This is a genomic window from Pseudomonas sp. H3_D04, assembly GCF_054669175.1.
This window is the reverse complement of sequence record NZ_CP162801.1, coordinates 2,842,106-2,857,947: the sequence shown is the minus strand read 5'-3', so window position 1 is coordinate 2,857,947 and position 15,842 is coordinate 2,842,106. Positions and strand designations below refer to the sequence as shown.

Here is a 15,842-nt window from a genome sequence, read left to right as displayed (position 1 = left end):
CTCAAACCTCACGCAATCTGCGCTTCACGTTCGGCCATCGCCATGTCCGAAACCCGCACAGTGCGCCACGTGTTGTAGGCCATCAGCAACATGCCGCTGAGGAAGAAAACCCCACCGGCAAAGCGCACCACGAACCCCGGATGGCTGGCCTGCAAGGCCTCGACGAACGAGTAGGTCAGGGTGCCGTCGTCGTTGATCGCACGCCACATCAACCCTTGGGTGATGCCGTTGACCCACATCGAGGCGATATACAACACCGTGCCGATGGTCGCGAGCCAGAAGTGCAAGTTGATCAGCGGCGTACTGAACATCTGCTCACGACCGAAGACTTTCGGCACCATGTGGTAAATGGCCCCGAAGGTGATCATCGCCACCCAACCGAGGGCGCCAGCGTGGACGTGGCCGATGGTCCAGTCGGTGTAATGGGAGAGGGCGTTGACCGTTTTGATGGCCATCATCGGACCTTCGAACGTCGACATCCCGTAGAACGCCAGCGACAGCACCAAAAAGCGCAGGATTGGGTCGGTGCGCAATTTATGCCAGGCGCCCGACAGGGTCATCATGCCGTTAATCATCCCGCCCCAGCTCGGTGCCAGCAGGATCAGCGACATCGCCATGCCCAGCGACTGCGCCCAGTCCGGCAGTGCGGTGTAGTGCAAATGGTGCGGGCCGGCCCAGATGTACAGGGTGATCAGCGCCCAGAAATGCACGATCGACAACCGATACGAATACACCGGCCGCCCGACCTGTTTCGGCACGAAGTAATACATCATCCCCAGGAACCCGGTGGTCAGGAAAAAGCCCACAGCGTTATGCCCGTACCACCACTGCACCATGGCGTCGGTGGCCCCCGAATACACCGGATAGGACTTGAACCAGTCCACCGGAATCGACAGGTGATTGACCACGTGCAGCATCGCGATCACGACGATGAAGGCACCGAAGAACCAGTTGCCGACGTAGATGTGCCTGGTCTTGCGCTGCACCACGGTGGTGAAGAAGACGATGGCGTAGGCGACCCAGACCACGGTCATCCACACCGCGCCGGAGAACTCGATCTCGGCGTATTCCTTGGTGGTGGTGTAGCCCAGCGGCAGGGTGATCAGCATCACCACAATCACCGACTGCCAGCCCCAAAAGGTGAACGCGGCCAGTTTGTCGGAGTACAGCCGTACCTGACACGTGCGCTGCACCGCGTAGTAACTGGCGGCGAATTGCGCGCTGCCGGCAAAGCCGAAAATGACCAGGCTGGTGTGCAGCGGGCGCAAGCGGCCGAAGGTGGTCCACGGCAGGTCGAGGTTCATCTCGGGCCATACCAATTGCGAGGCGATCCACACCCCCATTGCCATCCCCACGACGCCCCAGACGATGGTTGCCACGACGAATTGGCGGACGACCTTGTAGTTATAGGCCTGTCCGATTGTTGCTGTGCTCATGGTCAATGCTTCCACGGTTGCAAAGTCTTGCCAGGCCACCCGGACTGGCATGTCGTCCACTGTAGAAACCCTGCCCGAAACAAAACAGACTCAGAAAAACCGAGTTTATGCGGATCAGATACGAGGCCTGCCTGCGGTGATCTGACGCACTCTGATACGGTTTTTTAGCACTCAGGTGAATCTGTAACGCGCTGCGCCGTAGGTTCATAGTCACTGCCACAAGCACCGCCACCCTGTAGCAGAGCGTGCGATCCACCCTGATGAGGTAGCTACATGTATCAGTACGACGACTATGACCGGGCCTTGGTCTTCGAGCGGGTTGCGCAGTTTCGCGATCAGGTCGAGCGTTTCATGACGGGCGAGTTGAGCGAGGAAGAGTTCCTGCCGTTGCGACTGCAGAACGGCCTGTATATGCAAAAGCACGCCTACATGCTGCGCGTGGCGATTCCTTACGGCACCCTGAGCGCCAGGCAGATGCGCACGCTGGCGAGCATCGCCCGGGACTATGATCGCGGTTACGGCCACTTCACCACTCGGCAGAACATGCAGTTCAACTGGATCGAACTGGCGCAGGTGCCGGATATCCTCGAACGACTTGCCCAGGTCGAGATGCACGCGATCCAGACCTCCGGCAACTGCGTGCGCAACATCACCACCGAAGCGTTTGCCGGTGTGGCGGCGGACGAACTGATGGACCCGCGACCGCTGGCCGAGATCCTGCGCCAGTGGTCGACCATCAACCCGGAATTTCTGTACCTGCCGCGCAAGTTCAAAATTGCCATCTGCTCGGCGGAGCAGGACCGCGCCGCGATCATGATGCATGACATCGGCCTTTATCTTTATCGCGATGACAGTGGGCAGATGCTGCTGCGGGTCATTGTCGGTGGCGGGTTGGGGCGCACGCCGATTCTTGGATTGCAGATTCGCGAGGGTTTGCCCTGGCAGCATTTGCTTTCCTATGTCGAGGCGGTGCTGCGGGTCTACAACCGTCACGGCCGACGCGACAACAAGTACAAGGCGCGGATCAAGATTCTGGTCAAGGCCCTGGGCATCGAAGCTTTCGCCAGGGAAGTGGAGGAAGAATGGCAGTACCTCAAGGACGGTCCGGCGCAGTTGACCGACGTCGAATATGAGCGGGTCGCCAGTGCCTTCGTGGCTCCCGATTACCGTTCACTGTCCGACACGGACCTGAATTTCGGCACGCGCCTGGCCGAGAACCCGGCCTTCGCACGTTGGGTTACGCGCAACGTTCAACCGCACAAGGTCGCGGGTTACACCAGCGTGGTGCTGTCGACCAAACCGGGCTTCGACTCACCACCGGGGGACGTGACGACCGAGCAAATGTTGGCCGTGGCCGAGTGGTCCGAACAGTTCGGGTTCGGCGAAATTCGCATCGCCCATGAACAGAACATCGTGCTGCCGGACGTACCCAAAGCCGATCTCTACGCCCTGTGGTGCCTGGCCTGCGAGCAGGGCCTGGGCTGCGCCAATATCGGTTTGCTGACCGACATCATCGCGTGCCCCGGCGGCGATTTCTGCGCGCTGGCCAACGCCAAATCGATCCCGATTGCCCAAGCGATCCAGGCACGTTTCGAGGACCTGGATTACCTCCACGACCTGGGCGACATCAGCCTTAACATCTCCGGCTGCATGAACGCCTGCGGTCACCACCACATCGGCAACATTGGCATTCTGGGCGTCGATAAGAACGGCAGCGAGTGGTACCAGATCACCCTCGGCGGCAGCCAGGGCAAGAACAGCGCCCTGGGCAAAGTCATCGGCCCGTCCTTCAGCGCGGCTGAGGTGCCCGGGGTGATCGAGCGGATCATCGCCACGTTCGTCGATTACCGCGAGAGCGAAGAACTGTTTGTCGACACCTTGCAGCGCATTGGTCTTGAGCCGTTCAAGGAGCAGGTTTATCCAAAGTTGCTGGAGGTCTCGGCATGAACAATCTGTTGCGACTGGAGGAGGGCGTGGCGCGGATTGTGGCTGACGATCCTTGGGTGCTGGTCAGGGACGCAGAGGGTGAATTGCCGGACGGGTCTGTGATTTTGCCGTTGAGTCGCTGGCTTCAAGCGCCCGCACAGTATGCAGTGTGGCTGGGGCCTGACGACGAGGTGGAAAGTCTCAAGCCGTGGTTTGACTCATTGCCGCTGATTGCCCTGGATTTCCCGAGTTTCCGCGACGGACGCGGTTACAGCCAGGCGTACCTGCTGCGTACTCGTTTGGGCTGGACGGGGGAGTTGCGCGCGGTCGGTGATGTGCTGCGCGATCAGCTCAGCCACATGCGCCAATGCGGGTTCGATAGCTTTGCCGTGCGCGAAGATAAATCCGCTGAGGATGCGCTGAAGGGACTGGCCGGGATGAGTGTGCTCTATGGGCGTTCAGTGATTGAACCGCGGCCGTTATTCAGAAGACGCTGAAACCGACACCGATGTTTGCAGCAACGGTCGAGCCGCACGAGGTTGCGTTCGGCGGCGGAGCCGTCGTAAACCCGGAGCACGCGGTACTCATGACACAACGTGCAAACTGATTTCTCGACTGCTGCGCAGGCGAACGCAGACTCGCAAACTCGACAGCTGCTACGGGCGCGCCCTCGGCATTTTTGCTTGGGCCGCTGATGGCATTTTGGTAGAGTCCACGCCTCATCAGGGAGTCGGTAAAGAAAGGAGTCTGGTTTGAGTGTGGGCAAAAAGGTTTTGGGGCTGATTGCGCTGTTGCTGATGTTGGCGCTGTGGGCCAGTTATTTTTACGTGTTCAAGGAAAACCGTGACGGCCAGTTGGGCGGAGCCTTCGACAGCACGGCCTGGTGCGGCACGCCACCGGCCAGCGATGCCGCGCTATTGGGCAAGGATCAACTGACGCTGCGCATCACCAACACGGTGCGCGGCGAGTTCATGCTCAGTGGTGCCGTGGTGGTGTCCGAGCGCACCTTCAACCGCTATGACCTGGGCCGCAACGAACTGCGCCTGCGCCTGGAACCTTTGCAGTGGTCGTTCGGCGTCACGCCGATTTTCCTTGAGCAGGTCAAGGTCCAGCCGCTGAGCCGCAACCTCGCGTCGGCCAACAAAAGCGCCTACGCCGAACTTGAGCCAAGGCCCATCGGAGTGCAGGGCCGGGCCACGGATTTTCCCTTCGATACCTACCGTTATGGCTACAAACCGGTGCTGTATTACCTCAAGGGCAACGAGCGCATCGACTTGAGGTTCAAAAACATCACCACGCTGATGGAGATGTCGAACACGTTCACGCCGGTCCAGAAGTACAACCGCGTCGACTACATCAACGAACGCAACGCGATGATCCGCGACGAAGACTACAAGGCCTACGGCGCCCACGAGTGTGCGTTCAGCGTAGAGCGCAAAGGCTCGTTCAAGGTGATCGTGCTGCTCTTGTTGCTGGTGCTGTGCCTGCCGCTGCTGCACGTGTTCTATCGCGATGAACCGGGGATCGATTTTCTCGCCACGCTGGTGAGTATCGGTGCGATCCGGGTGTTGCTGGTGGGGCCGATGAAGGACTTCCAGCTGTACACCATCGACTTCTTGTTCGCGGGGGTGATTATCCTGGTGGGCACGGTGTCGCTGATCAAGGCGATGCGGGCGAACAGCCGGCGGGAGTTGGCGTTGAAGAGTGGTTCTTCGTGGTAAATCCGATCTGAAACCGGGTTGACGCCATCGCGGGCAAGCCACGCTCCCACCAGGATTGCATAAACCCTGTAGGAACGAGGCTTGCCCGCGAAGAGGCCTTCGGGTCAACCATCGGTCATTTCAACGCCGGATCGCCCCCGTTCATTTTCTTCCAGCGTTGCAACAGCACCTGCGCCTTCGGTTCCTGCCCGTTATCCAGGTAGTACTGGATCAGCGACAACCGCGCATTGCGGTTGGCCGGTTGCACGTTCAACAACCGCTCCAGCTCTTCGCATGCCTCATCAACCTTGCCGCTGTCGTGCAACGCCACCGCCAGCACGTAGCCGTATTGGGCGTTCTGCGGTTCCAGTTGCGCGGCTTTGCGCAAGGCTGGCATGGCTTGCGCTGACTGGCCCGCACGCACCAGCGCCAAGCCCTGGGTGTGTTGCAGCAGGGCGTTGTCCGGGTGTTCTTTCAGGCTTTGTGCCAACAGCGTCTGCGCTTCCTGGCCGCGTCCATTGGCTTCCAGCCATTGCACCAGCGTGACCAGCGCCGGGTAGAAATCCGGATCACGCTTGAGGGCGGTGCGCAGCAGCGATTCGACTTCGTCGTTGCGCCCGCTGGCCTGGTAGAGCATCGCCAGGTTCAGGTTGGACTCGGCGCGCTCGGCCAGGCTTTTTTGCACCGCTTCGTATTCGGCAATGGCCGCGTTCCAGTTGGCCTGGGCGCTGCCCAATCCGTTACGCGCGACGCTCAGCAAGTCCCGGGCCGCGACGATCCGCACCGCCTTCACCGGATCGTCCAGCAACGGCGTCAGCAGCGGCGCACGCTCCGGTGGCGGCAGGAACGCACTGATTGCCCGCACTGCGCTTTCACGCACCTGCGGTGCAGGGTTGCTCAAGTCCTTGGTCGCGAGTTTCAAGGCCTGTTCGCTCGGGTACAGCGGCAGTTCTGCCAGCAAGGTGGCGCGCTGAATCGCCGGCAGGTTGCTGCGCTGCAACTGTTCGTACAAGGCTTGCGCGGCGCCGGGCTGGCCGTTGCGAATCAGCGACAGGCTTTCGTCGTAGCGTGGCGCCTGCGCCGTGGTGGCGGTGTTCCAGAGTTTGAATTGCTCAGTGACCTTGTCGCCGGCCTTGCCTTCGTGACAGGTCAGGCAGGCGTCCGGCGTGCCGAGTTTTTTTGCCCGCTCCGGGTTGGGAATGCTGAAGCTGTGGTCGTGCCGGAAGTCGTTGCCCATGTAGAACTTGCCGGGCATGTGGCAATCCACGCATTGGGAGCCAGGCTGGCCCGGGGTGTGGCGGGTGTGTTCGATGGAGTCGTAGTTCTTGGCTTGCAAACCCTTGCCGTCGACGCCTGTCACCGAAGTCTTGCCGGCGGTGTTGTGGCATTGCAGGCAAACGCCGTTGCCCGGGGCCTTGAGTTCGGTGCTGTGGGGGTTGTGGCAGTTGCTGCAACGCACGCCCTTGTCGAACATTTTGCTTTGGGCGAAGGAGCCGTGTTCGAACACTTCATCCTTGATCTTGCCGTCCAGCGCGTACAGCTCGCGGGTCAGGGGGCTCGGCAGGTAGTCGTCCATCAAACGCTTGCCAACGGTGTTGCCGTCGCCCAGCGGTGCGCGGCGCGAATGGCAGCGGGCACAGGTTTCGATTTCGACCGTAGCGTCCTTGTCCTTGAGGTCGACCGCAAAGCCGGCGTGGATCAGATCACCTTTCTTCGCCGTCCATTCCAGGTGGTTGGACGCGGGCCCGTGGCACGCCTGACAACCGACACCGAGGCTGTTCCACTGGCTGTCGAAGGTGTTTTTGGCCGCGTCGAAATTGCGCTTGTAGCCAGTGGTGTGGCATTCGACACACATGAAATTGGCGTTCTGGCTGGGCTTGCTCCAGTGCAGCGGGTTCTTGAAATTCACGCCCTGGCCCGGATAGAGGTGGAACCAGCGGTTTTTCTCGGTATCCCAAGCCACGCCCAGCGCTTGCAAGCGACCTTCGCCGACCTCGATCAGGTATTGCTGCAACGGCGCGATGCCAAAGGTGTAGGCCACTTTGAAGTCGGCATTCTTGCCGTCAATCCCGGGCGTGTTGACCCAGAAACCGTCGTCCTTGCGCGAGAAACGGGTGGTTTCGTTTTGCGCCTTGAACGTGACGTTATTGAAATCGCCCAGCATCGTTTCGGCATTGGCCTCCTGCATCGCCAACTGGTGATGGGAGCCTTGCCAATCTTTCATCTGTTCGCTGTGGCAGCCCCGGCATTGTTGCTCATCGACCATCTTCGCCGGTGTCACGACGACGGGTTGCGCTTTGGCCGGCTGAACAGTCGGCGTACTGACGGGTACGGTATTGATCGGCGCTGGCGTGCTGTACAGCAGAAACCAGCCGATTGCCGCCACGGCCACCAGCAAGACGCCGATGGTTATGGGAAACAGGTAACGGTTAATCAATGTCGGTGGTGAATCAGGGGTTGGGGTTGCTGCTTTATTTTTATATTTCGGCATTGCAGCTTCCATAGTCCAGTGCATTGGCCGTCAGGCGTGCGTTGAAGCTTGATGCAGCTTTGCCGGAGGTTCTGTGTCTGTCAAATGGCGCTTGTGAGCCATTGCGCAGCGATAGATAAATAGTGTGCTTTTTGACAACAAAACGCTGTGCGTTGGCTATAACTGTAATTCCCGTATGCAATACCGTTGTCGGCCTTCTGACAGGAGTTACAGCATGAAGCTTGCGTTAATGATGAGCACGTTGTGCATTGCCTCGATCGGGGTGGTGGGCTGTGCCAGCAAAGTCGTAGAGCCGGACCAGTATTCAGGTTTTCTCAAGGACTACAGTCAACTCAAGGAAGCCAATTCACCCTCGGGCGCGACAGTGATGCGCTGGGTCGATCCCAAGCTCGACATCCGTCAATACACCAGCGTCTACATTGAGCCGACCCAGCTCTATCCGAAACCACAACCGACGGTGAAAATCCCCCAGGCGACCCTCAACGGCATCACCGGTTACTACGACCAGGCGCTGAAGCGCGAGGTGGGTAAATCCCTGCCATTGGCCGCAGGTCCTGGCCCGGGCGTGATGGTGGTACGTGCCGCGATTACGGCGGTAAGCAGCAAGACAGAAGGGCTGAAACCTTATGAAGTGATCCCGATTGCGCTGGTGGCTGCGGCGGTCAGCACGGCCAGCGGTATTCGTGATCAGGAGACCGATCTGGCCACCGAAGCGGTGTTCCTCGATGGCGGCAATAACCATGTGTTAGCCCAGGTCGTGCGCAAGGGCACCGGCAAGCCGCTGGAAAACGAGTCTCAGGTGATGAAGGCCGATGACGTGAAGGGCGTGATTGATGGTTGGGCGTCGGATTTGCACCAGTCTTTTCTAAAGCTTAAGTCCAAGTGATGCGTTGACGCTTGATGGTCGCTTCGCGGGCAAGCCTCGCTCCTACGCTATTGAGTCGTTAGTCAACTTTATGAACGACCTGATCCTGTAGGAGCGAGGCTTGCCCGCGAAGGCGGCCTCAAGAACAACACATCACTCAATAATCAGCACGCGCCAGTCGGTTGTAATGGCTGATCAGCGAATCATATCCACGCGTCACCGCATAAAAATCATCACTCAATCGCTGTGGTTCAGCCTTGTTCTTCCAGTCCTTGTGCAGCGCATTCAAGGCATCCAGATACTTCTGAGTCGGCCTGGCGATGTGCGACCAGAGATAACTGGGTGCTTCGTTACGTTTTTGCGTTTCCTGCATATGGCGTTGGCCGAACTGCTGCAGGTAATCCCAGGCCAATTGCAGTTCGGCGATGGCTTTAGCCAGTGCCTGCGGCGTCAGGCTTCGATTGTTCACGCCCTCCGTTACAAGGTTCAGCGTGTCCCTGGCCTGGATCATGTAGGCCAGCAAATACCAGTGAATGTCCTTGCCCAGGCGCGTTTCGATCAGTTTGAGTTGCTCGCGCCGCTGTTCAAGGTCCAGCGCTTCAACCTGCTGCCTCAGTACCGTTGACGCCGTGAGGTAGTCCTCGGCCCTGGGTCTGAATTGATCGGCAAAGGCGGGCTGCACCTCACTGATGGCGGTCGAAAAACGCGCCTGTCGGTAAAAGGTGATTTGCTGCGTAAAGGGCGTCACTTGCTGTAATGCCTGTGCGTAGGCATCGGCTTTCAACGCCAGTGTTGGGTCGTAGTCCAGCAACTTGAGTTTTTCGCTGATTTTCGGCGAACAGATATCCCTTTGAATGGCGGGCGCATCACGGGCACCGTTGTCGTCGAAATCATGCTGGTTGGCGATCCAGTCTCGCACCGGTTCCGCAGGTTGCTTCGGCGATTTGTACAGTGCGTAGGCGACCCGCCAATGCACGTCGACCCGGTTGATGCAATCGATCATCGGGCTCAGGGCATTGGCCTGTGCGGTGAGCGGAGCGTCGTGTTGATCCAGCCACAAATCGATGCGGGCGACGAATTTCGAAGAGCCGGCCAGCCCCATCAGGATCAACATCACAAGGGTCGCCACCGGGAACAGCCATTTCGGGTTCATGGCTGTTTCTCCTGTCCGTACCACTGCTCAACAGTGGCCGGTGCGTTGCATTCGCTGGCGGTGGCCGGCATCCGGCTGCACAAGCGTTCGGTCCACTGTTGCAGGCCCTGGTTGCGGTTGACCGTACTTTGGCTTGAGATCACTTTGAACACGCCGAGTACTAAAACCAGCACCAAAATGCCCGCGCCCATCAGGCTGCGTTTGAGCAAGGGGCTGGCGTGTTGCCAGGAAACGTGCGGTTTGACCTTCCGTCGGCGTATAAGTCCGACACTCATCAGTGTTGTGATGTAAACGATGCTGCCGACCACGCCATACACGGTGCCAATGCCCGCCGCCATCGCAATGCAGGGAATCAGGTCGCGCAGCACTCCAAACGGCAGGGGCATGAGCGAGGGCGAAAGGCGCACACTCAATCGATCGTCCAGCCACCAAAAGCGATGGGCAACGTGCGCCGTCAGCCAGTTGAGTGCCCATCCGACGACCGCGAATATCACCGACCAGAACACCGTGACGCCGATCAATTCGCCCAGGCGCGTGCCCAACGGCGCGAACTGAATAAAGGTGCCGACCAGACAGGCCAGGACAATACCCAGGTAAATCGGCCAGCTGTCATAGGTATGTTCCCAGTCACGCCAGAAGAACGGCGTACCGCCGGGCAGGTCTGCGCAGATGTCGGGGTGGTTGGCGTATAACGCAGAACTCAGCTTTCGACAGTGCACCCAATCGTCTTCGCGCAAGCGTCGGGCCAGGGCTCGGCGCTGACTGAATGGGCCCGGCGCCAGCAGCAAGTGGGCGGCGCGATGCTCTGGCGTGGCAGCGGGTTCTGCGGCGAGGCGTTGTTGCCGGGCCAGAAATATCGGCGCTTCACGACGCTCCGCCAAGCGCTCGCGCTGTTGCGACAGTTCTACGATCAGTTCTTCGTCCAGTTCCAGGCGCTGCCAGAGACTGAACCAGTGAAAGGTTTCCATCGCCCATTCGAGCAGTGTTTCACAGGTCTCGAAGTGTTCGACGCAATGCCTGAGCACGGCGTCTTCCGTCACATCGGCCGCGCCATGTTCGAGGGCGGCGGCATAACGTTGTTCGAGCTCGACACGGCTGACACCGTCCAGCGAACGCGTGACCCGTTGCAGCGTGTCGACTTCCACCACCGACAGCCCGCTCAGGTCCCACGGGGCATCGTTACCCGAGTCATCCTCGCGCAATTGCTCCCATTCCTTGATGCTCAGCGCTTGCTCATACGCCTCACGCAGACGCTGAAAGCCCTCTGGGTCTTCATCCGGGCGCGTCTGTTTGAGCAGGATTGCGTATTGGCGTTTGATACTGCGTGTATCGGCATCGGCCGGGAGGCCAAGGGTGGTCCAGCAACTCATTGCGTGTGCAACTCCATGAAAACCCGGGACGCGTCCACTAGTGGCAATTTGATTTTGCGCACCCTACCTGTTTCGCGTCGAAAAGTCCTCGGGTCTTACCTTCAGGCACCGACAAACGTTTACTGCAGTCCGGCGTAACGCTTTTTTATTGCACTTGCTCGGGAGCGGGCGCATCGAACGGATAGATCTGGCGCCATTCGGATGCCATATCCACAATCGTCCAGCCACGGGTTTTGGCTTCGTCCAGGGCCTTGTCCAGACGCCCGATCTGCGATTGACGGTCATAGGCCCATTCGCGCTTGGCGTCGGTGTGGTGCACCAGCCCCATGAAGCGTTTGCCCGGCCCGGCGGCGGTCCACTGCAGCATTTGCAGGTCGCCATCGGAGTTGCCGAACGCGAGGATCGGCCGGCGCCCGATCACCGCGTCGATGCTTTCCGGTTTGCCCGGGCCGTCGTCGTTGTGGGCCAGTTTCGGGGTGCGCACGATCGAGGCCTTGCCGTCCTTGAACTGGAACGCGGTGACGAAGGTGGTGCCGATCACTTGCTCGGGTGGAATGCCGTAGACCTTCTCGGCAAAAGCGCGCATGAACGCGGTGTCGCCCCCGGAGACGATGTAGGTCTTGAAGTCCTGGCTGCGCAGGTAATCGAGCATTTCCAGCATCGGCTGGAAGATCATCTCGGTGTACGGCTTGCCGGTTTTCGGATGTTTGGCTTGGCTCAGCCATGTCTTGGCGTAGTCATCGAAGGCGTCGGTGGTCATGCCGGTGTGGGTGGCGCCGAAAATCTTCAGGATGCCGTCCATACCGGTGGCAGCCAGGGCCTGGTGATCGTTTTCCAGCACCGCTTTGAAGGGCTGGGTGGTTTTCCATTCCGGGTGTTGCGGTGCGGTGCGCTTGACCTCTTCGAGGGCAAACAGCAACTCGAAATACATCGGCTGTTCGCTCCACAACGTGCCGTCATTGTCGAAGACGGCGATGCGTTCCTCGGGTTTGACGAAGTCCTTGCTGGATTGGTCGGTGACTGCCTGGACGAACTCGATGATGTTTTGCTTCGATGGGCCGTCGTTCCACGAGGGCAGGGGTTCGGCCGCGAAGGCCAGCAGGGGCATGCTCAAGACCAGCGCAAACAGCAGCCTCAGCCCGTGGCGTCGGCGGGTCGACATCAGGTTTGTCATGGGAAGTCCTTCTCGTGAATAGGGTTGAGTGGGCGCAACGCGTCAGCTGCCGGGGGCGGGTGGTGACAGGTCTGACTATGCAGCGTAGCCAAGGATTTCTTCAGTTGGCGCAGCGCCTGATCTTCGGTCGGTTGCCGGCTGCAACAGGCGCGCAACAGGTTTTGCAGGCGCGGGCCGAGGTTGCCCGGTTTCAGACCCAGGCGGCTGCGTCTGCCCCAGAGGTACAGGGCGCTCAGTTGTGCCGGTTTGCCATCGATCTGCACAGGAGTTTTGCACCGGGTGTGTCGGTCGGGGTGCTCCTGCGGTCTATGGGGTGGGAATTCATGGTTTAGCAGGCACGGGGGTTAGCAGCGGCATTTTCCACTGGCCGCTGGCAACTTCGGGTTGTGGCAGGTACAGGCGCAACACCCCAAAGAACGGGCCTTCAGGCGCAGGCAGCCAGTTGCTTTGCAAGTCCTTGGCCGGTGCCTCGTTTTGTAGGTAAAGGGTCAAGCCACCGTCGGCGTCGGGCTTGAGATCGGGCAGCATCCGCGAATTGATCAGGTAGCGATTCAGCGGGTTGGCCACCAGCAACTTGTTCTTGCTGTCGTACATCGTCAGCGACCAGAACGCATCGGCCGGGGGCAGGGCGCCTTTGTCGAAGTGCAGGGTGTAATCGTGTTTCGAGGCGTCGAGCGGCTTGCCGTCCTTGTCGACGAAATAGCCGATGTAATTGGCCTCTTCGGCCGAGTTGCCGAAAATCCCCAGGTTGGCGCCAGCGTAGCGGTACAGGTAATTGCCCTTGAGGTGATCGCGAGTGCCGTAGAAATCGCCGCTGGTGACCTCGTGAGTATCGACTTTGTCTTTCTTGAACCGGGCGAATTCCGCCTTGGCATCACTGATACCGTCTTCCAGGGCCTGGCGTTGTTCTGCGGTGAAGTCGTGCAGGTTGAAAGGCTCGCCGGCCTCGATGCCGATGGTCTTGAAGCGCGCGAGCAAGTCCTTTTCCGCGTCCTGCGCCGGGGCGAAGGCCAGCATGAAGTTAAGGTAGCGGAACAGATCAGGGGTATCGCTCATGGTCGGGGTGGGTTTGGGCCAGGCAATCTTCGGCGCGGCGGGTGGGGCCTTTTGCTTGACGTAGTGGCTCAGCGTTTCGACCTTGTAGCCTTTCTGAATCTTCTTGACCTGGGCCAGGTCCTTTTCATCGAACAGCTGCGTGCGATACAGGGCGTAGGCGATGTCGGTTTCACTGCGCAACAGGCGATCCATTTTTACCGGTTGCTGACCCTGCCAGTTGGGGCCTGCGACCATGAAATGCCCGCCGTTGTTGCCCGTACTGCGGGTGCCCAGGTACGCAAAGTTTTGCGTGTAGGCGTCGATCAATTGCACGGAGTAGTAACGGTGCTCGTCGATGGGCGGCAAGGTCAGCACAACGGGTTCGGCGCGCAGGTCCATCCACACAAAGGAGTAGGGCGTGTCGGCGTTGGGTGTGACGAACGCGGTGTCCTTGGCGGTGAACGCCTTCGCGGTGTTGCCGATCCGATTGAACGGCGCCTTGAAGTTCGCGCTCTTTGTGTCAACCGCTTGGGAGTAAAGGGTTTTGTACATTTCCACCACCGGGAAGCCATACAGGTAGGCCTCCTTGGCGATGCCCCGGGCGTCTTCGGGAGTAGCAGTGAAGTCGGCCCAGGCGCTGTTGCTCAGGGCGAGCGAGAGCGCGGTGAGCAACAGGCGGTTAGTCATAGTGAACCCTTGGGCGTCATTTCACCGCTGTGACGGCGTCGAGTACCGGACGGGATGGGGGGTCGATCGCCATAGAACCCGTGTAGAAACAAAGGATCGCTTCTTGGGCCGGCAGACTGTTTTCCAGCGCAGCCTTGCGGATTTGGGTATCGAGGTCCTGGGCACCGACGCCGCAACTGACGAACATGGTCATCAGGCTGTAGCCGGCCAAGCGAATTGCACAGTGCATACGAGACTCCTATTTACCGAAAGGCAGTTGTGTCGCGGTTGCCACTGCTGCGTAATCTCTTTCCTATCAAGCCTGTATGACATGTTTGTTGAAGTTAGCAGCTAACGTCGGATTCGCCAGCCGGACGGGGGCTTTGGATGTTTGTTCAGTTTTCGGTATTTTTTGTGCATTGAAATTGAATGCAAACCTGAGGCTTGGGTGATGTGGCAGAAAAGCCATCGCGGGCAAGCCTGGCACCTGCAAGAGAGCGCGGTGTGGTGATCGACTTGCCCGAGAAAAGTGTTGATGAGGTGGCGCTGGACGCTTAACCCCCTGCAATGTTCAGCGTTTTTTCATCTGCTCGCGTATCCGCTCTTCCTGCTCGCGTAGCTGCGGCGTGAATTCCTCGCCGAAATCTTCCGCCCCGTATATAGGGCGGATCTCGATCTCCGCTTCGGTGCCCGGCATCGGGTTGGGGCAGCGTTTGACCCACTCGATCGCTTCCTCTTTCGACTTGACCTCCCAAATCCAGTAACCGGCGATCAGCTCCTTGGTTTCGGCGAACGGGCCGTCGATGACCGTGCGTTTTTCGCCGGAGAAACGCACCCGGGCGCCTTTGCTGCTCGGTTGCAGGCCGTCGCAGTCGATGAGGATGCCGGCCTTGGTCAGTTCCTCGTTGTAATTGCCCATCGCTGTCATCAATTCCTCGGTGGGCAGCACACCGGCCTCGGAGTCCGGGCTGGCTTTCACAATGATCATGAATCGCATGGTTTTATCTCCGCTGGAGGGTGGGTGATTCACTGTCTAGTCGAATGGGCGTGAGCCGAATCGACAGGCAATGTGTGAAATATAGAGGCGGTGGCTGCCTTTCATCTTGAACACCGGGTGAAGGCGGGAGAGGGCGGTACGCTGTACACCGGCTGCGCGAACTGTTCGGCTGTCGCTGGTGCGTTGATATGTGCCGGATTTTCGAGGCGCGGCACCAAAATGTGCTGCGGTTGCTGAGACAGTGGGTGCGCATCCGATCCTGTGGGAGCGAGCTTGCTCGCGAAAGCGGTGTACCAATCGACATCCATTTTGAATGTTCGTCTGCTATCGCGAGCAGGCTCGCTCCTACAGGTTTCTGTGTCGTTTGGAAGAGTTGTATCCAGTTTAGGGGGCGACACTTCACAATTTGTATCCGGGCATAGGTCGTCGGGCCATTTCGTGGTTAACTTCGGCCTCTTCAAAATTCTCCACAACAACGTCAGAAGGACTCCGTTCATGGCTCAAGTCACTCTTAAAGGCTCCCCGGTTCAAGTCAACGGCCAACTGCCACAAGCCGGTTCCAAGGCGCCAGCCTTTTCCCTGGTTGCCGGCAATCTGTCCGACGTGACCCTGGCGAACTTCGCCGGCAAGCGCAAAGTGCTGAACATCTTCCCAAGCGTCGACACCCCGACCTGCGCCACTTCGGTACGCAAGTTCAACGCCCAGGCCAACGACATCGCCAACACCGTGGTGCTGTGCATCTCCGCTGACCTGCCGTTCGCTCAAGCTCGCTTCTGCGGCGCCGAAGGCCTGGAAAACGTACAGAACCTGTCGACCCTGCGCGGTGCCGAGTTCATCGAGAACTACGGCGTGGCCATCGCTGACGGCCCGCTCAAAGGCCTGACCGCCCGTGCCGTCGTGGTACTGGACGAAAACGACAACGTTCTGCACAGCGAACTGGTCAAGGAAATTGCTGAAGAACCGAACTACGAAGCGGCACTCGCCGTTCTGAAATAAGGTTACTTTTACAATTGTTAACGGCCTGAGGGG

Annotated in this window: 13 protein-coding genes and 1 pseudogene; 5 read left to right on the top strand and 9 right to left on the bottom strand. The window is 59.3% G+C overall.

Annotated features, from left to right (window positions below; all coding sequences use genetic code 11):
• Positions 1–8 precede the first annotated feature (8 nt).
• Complete coding sequence (gene ccoN / locus AB4N91_RS13150) at positions 9–1,436, bottom strand: cytochrome-c oxidase, cbb3-type subunit I (RefSeq protein WP_010459896.1); 1,428 nt, start codon at positions 1,434–1,436, stop codon at positions 9–11.
• A gap of 273 nt (positions 1,437–1,709) precedes the next feature.
• Here ccoN and AB4N91_RS13145 point away from each other — a divergent pair, with 273 nt between their 5' ends.
• From AB4N91_RS13145 to AB4N91_RS13135, 3 genes are all read left to right on the top strand, one after another.
• On the top strand, positions 1,710–3,383 hold the full coding sequence (locus AB4N91_RS13145; RefSeq protein WP_102594857.1) for a nitrite/sulfite reductase: 1,674 nt from the start codon (positions 1,710–1,712) through the stop codon (positions 3,381–3,383).
• Positions 3,380–3,859, top strand: coding sequence for a DUF934 domain-containing protein (locus AB4N91_RS13140; RefSeq protein ID WP_154911777.1), 480 nt, complete (start codon positions 3,380–3,382; stop codon positions 3,857–3,859). The genes AB4N91_RS13145 and AB4N91_RS13140 overlap by 4 nt, the downstream gene beginning before the upstream one ends.
• Before the next feature lie 255 nt (positions 3,860–4,114).
• Entirely contained in the window at positions 4,115–5,083 is a 969-nt protein-coding gene (locus AB4N91_RS13135; RefSeq protein ID WP_145307349.1) for a hypothetical protein, read from the top strand.
• Between the two features lie 115 nt (positions 5,084–5,198).
• On the opposite strand, the gene AB4N91_RS13130 is transcribed toward AB4N91_RS13135, so the two are convergent.
• A complete protein-coding gene (locus AB4N91_RS13130) occupies positions 5,199–7,553 on the bottom strand; it encodes a tetratricopeptide repeat protein (protein WP_154911775.1) in 2,355 nt (784 codons plus the stop codon).
• Between the two features lie 214 nt (positions 7,554–7,767).
• On the opposite strand from AB4N91_RS13130, the gene AB4N91_RS13125 reads away from it, so the two are divergent.
• Positions 7,768–8,439: a DUF3313 domain-containing protein gene (locus tag AB4N91_RS13125; protein ID WP_460112538.1), complete on the top strand. Its 672-nt coding sequence runs from the start codon at positions 7,768–7,770 to the stop codon at positions 8,437–8,439.
• A 136-nt stretch (positions 8,440–8,575) separates the two neighbouring features.
• On the opposite strand, the gene AB4N91_RS13120 is transcribed toward AB4N91_RS13125, so the two are convergent.
• The 7 genes and pseudogenes from AB4N91_RS13120 to AB4N91_RS13090 all read right to left on the bottom strand — a co-directional run bounded on the left by AB4N91_RS13120 (position 8,576) and on the right by AB4N91_RS13090 (position 14,813).
• On the bottom strand, positions 8,576–9,571 hold the full coding sequence (locus AB4N91_RS13120) for a DUF3829 domain-containing protein (RefSeq protein ID WP_154504511.1): 996 nt from the start codon (positions 9,569–9,571) through the stop codon (positions 8,576–8,578).
• The gene (locus tag AB4N91_RS13115) at positions 9,568–10,941 is read right to left on the bottom strand and encodes a J domain-containing protein (RefSeq protein ID WP_460112536.1); all 1,374 of its coding nucleotides are present in this window, start codon (positions 10,939–10,941) and stop codon (positions 9,568–9,570) included. The genes AB4N91_RS13120 and AB4N91_RS13115 overlap by 4 nt, the downstream gene beginning before the upstream one ends.
• A gap of 145 nt (positions 10,942–11,086) precedes the next feature.
• Complete coding sequence (locus tag AB4N91_RS13110) at positions 11,087–12,115, bottom strand: HAD family hydrolase (RefSeq protein ID WP_102594863.1); 1,029 nt, start codon at positions 12,113–12,115, stop codon at positions 11,087–11,089.
• A pseudogene (locus tag AB4N91_RS13105) lies at positions 12,112–12,381 on the bottom strand (hypothetical protein); the annotation flags it as partial. The pseudogene AB4N91_RS13105 and the gene AB4N91_RS13110, both read right to left, overlap by 4 nt.
• Positions 12,382–12,436: 55 nt before the next feature.
• Complete coding sequence (locus AB4N91_RS13100) at positions 12,437–13,837, bottom strand: DUF1254 domain-containing protein (RefSeq protein ID WP_460112535.1); 1,401 nt, start codon at positions 13,835–13,837, stop codon at positions 12,437–12,439.
• Between the two features lie 16 nt (positions 13,838–13,853).
• On the bottom strand, positions 13,854–14,066 hold the full coding sequence (locus AB4N91_RS13095) for a hypothetical protein (RefSeq protein WP_077749976.1): 213 nt from the start codon (positions 14,064–14,066) through the stop codon (positions 13,854–13,856).
• 321 nt (positions 14,067–14,387) lie between these two features.
• Entirely contained in the window at positions 14,388–14,813 is a 426-nt protein-coding gene (locus AB4N91_RS13090) for a YciI family protein (protein ID WP_010459909.1), read from the bottom strand.
• Between the two features lie 495 nt (positions 14,814–15,308).
• Between AB4N91_RS13090 and tpx the strand changes: the two genes are divergently transcribed.
• Positions 15,309–15,809: a thiol peroxidase gene (gene tpx / locus AB4N91_RS13085; RefSeq protein ID WP_010459910.1), complete on the top strand. Its 501-nt coding sequence runs from the start codon at positions 15,309–15,311 to the stop codon at positions 15,807–15,809.
• The last annotated feature ends 33 nt before the right edge of the window (positions 15,810–15,842 follow it).

Bases quoted from the DNA above. Each gene is read 5' to 3' on its own strand.
- ccoN (WP_010459896.1), bottom strand. From the start codon at position 1,436: ATGAGCACAGCAACAATCGGACAGGCCTATAACTACAAGGTCGTCCGC.
- AB4N91_RS13145 (WP_102594857.1), top strand. From the start codon at position 1,710: ATGTATCAGTACGACGACTATGACCGGGCCTTGGTCTTCGAGCGGGTT.
- AB4N91_RS13140 (WP_154911777.1), top strand. From the start codon at position 3,380: ATGAACAATCTGTTGCGACTGGAGGAGGGCGTGGCGCGGATTGTGGCT.
- AB4N91_RS13130 (WP_154911775.1), bottom strand. From the start codon at position 7,553: ATGCCGAAATATAAAAATAAAGCAGCAACCCCAACCCCTGATTCACCA.
- AB4N91_RS13125 (WP_460112538.1), top strand. From the start codon at position 7,768: ATGAAGCTTGCGTTAATGATGAGCACGTTGTGCATTGCCTCGATCGGG.
- AB4N91_RS13120 (WP_154504511.1), bottom strand. From the start codon at position 9,571: ATGAACCCGAAATGGCTGTTCCCGGTGGCGACCCTTGTGATGTTGATC.
- AB4N91_RS13115 (WP_460112536.1), bottom strand. From the start codon at position 10,941: ATGAGTTGCTGGACCACCCTTGGCCTCCCGGCCGATGCCGATACACGC.
- AB4N91_RS13110 (WP_102594863.1), bottom strand. From the start codon at position 12,115: ATGACAAACCTGATGTCGACCCGCCGACGCCACGGGCTGAGGCTGCTG.
- AB4N91_RS13100 (WP_460112535.1), bottom strand. From the start codon at position 13,837: ATGACTAACCGCCTGTTGCTCACCGCGCTCTCGCTCGCCCTGAGCAAC.
- AB4N91_RS13095 (WP_077749976.1), bottom strand. From the start codon at position 14,066: ATGCACTGTGCAATTCGCTTGGCCGGCTACAGCCTGATGACCATGTTC.
- AB4N91_RS13090 (WP_010459909.1), bottom strand. From the start codon at position 14,813: ATGCGATTCATGATCATTGTGAAAGCCAGCCCGGACTCCGAGGCCGGT.
- tpx (WP_010459910.1), top strand. From the start codon at position 15,309: ATGGCTCAAGTCACTCTTAAAGGCTCCCCGGTTCAAGTCAACGGCCAA.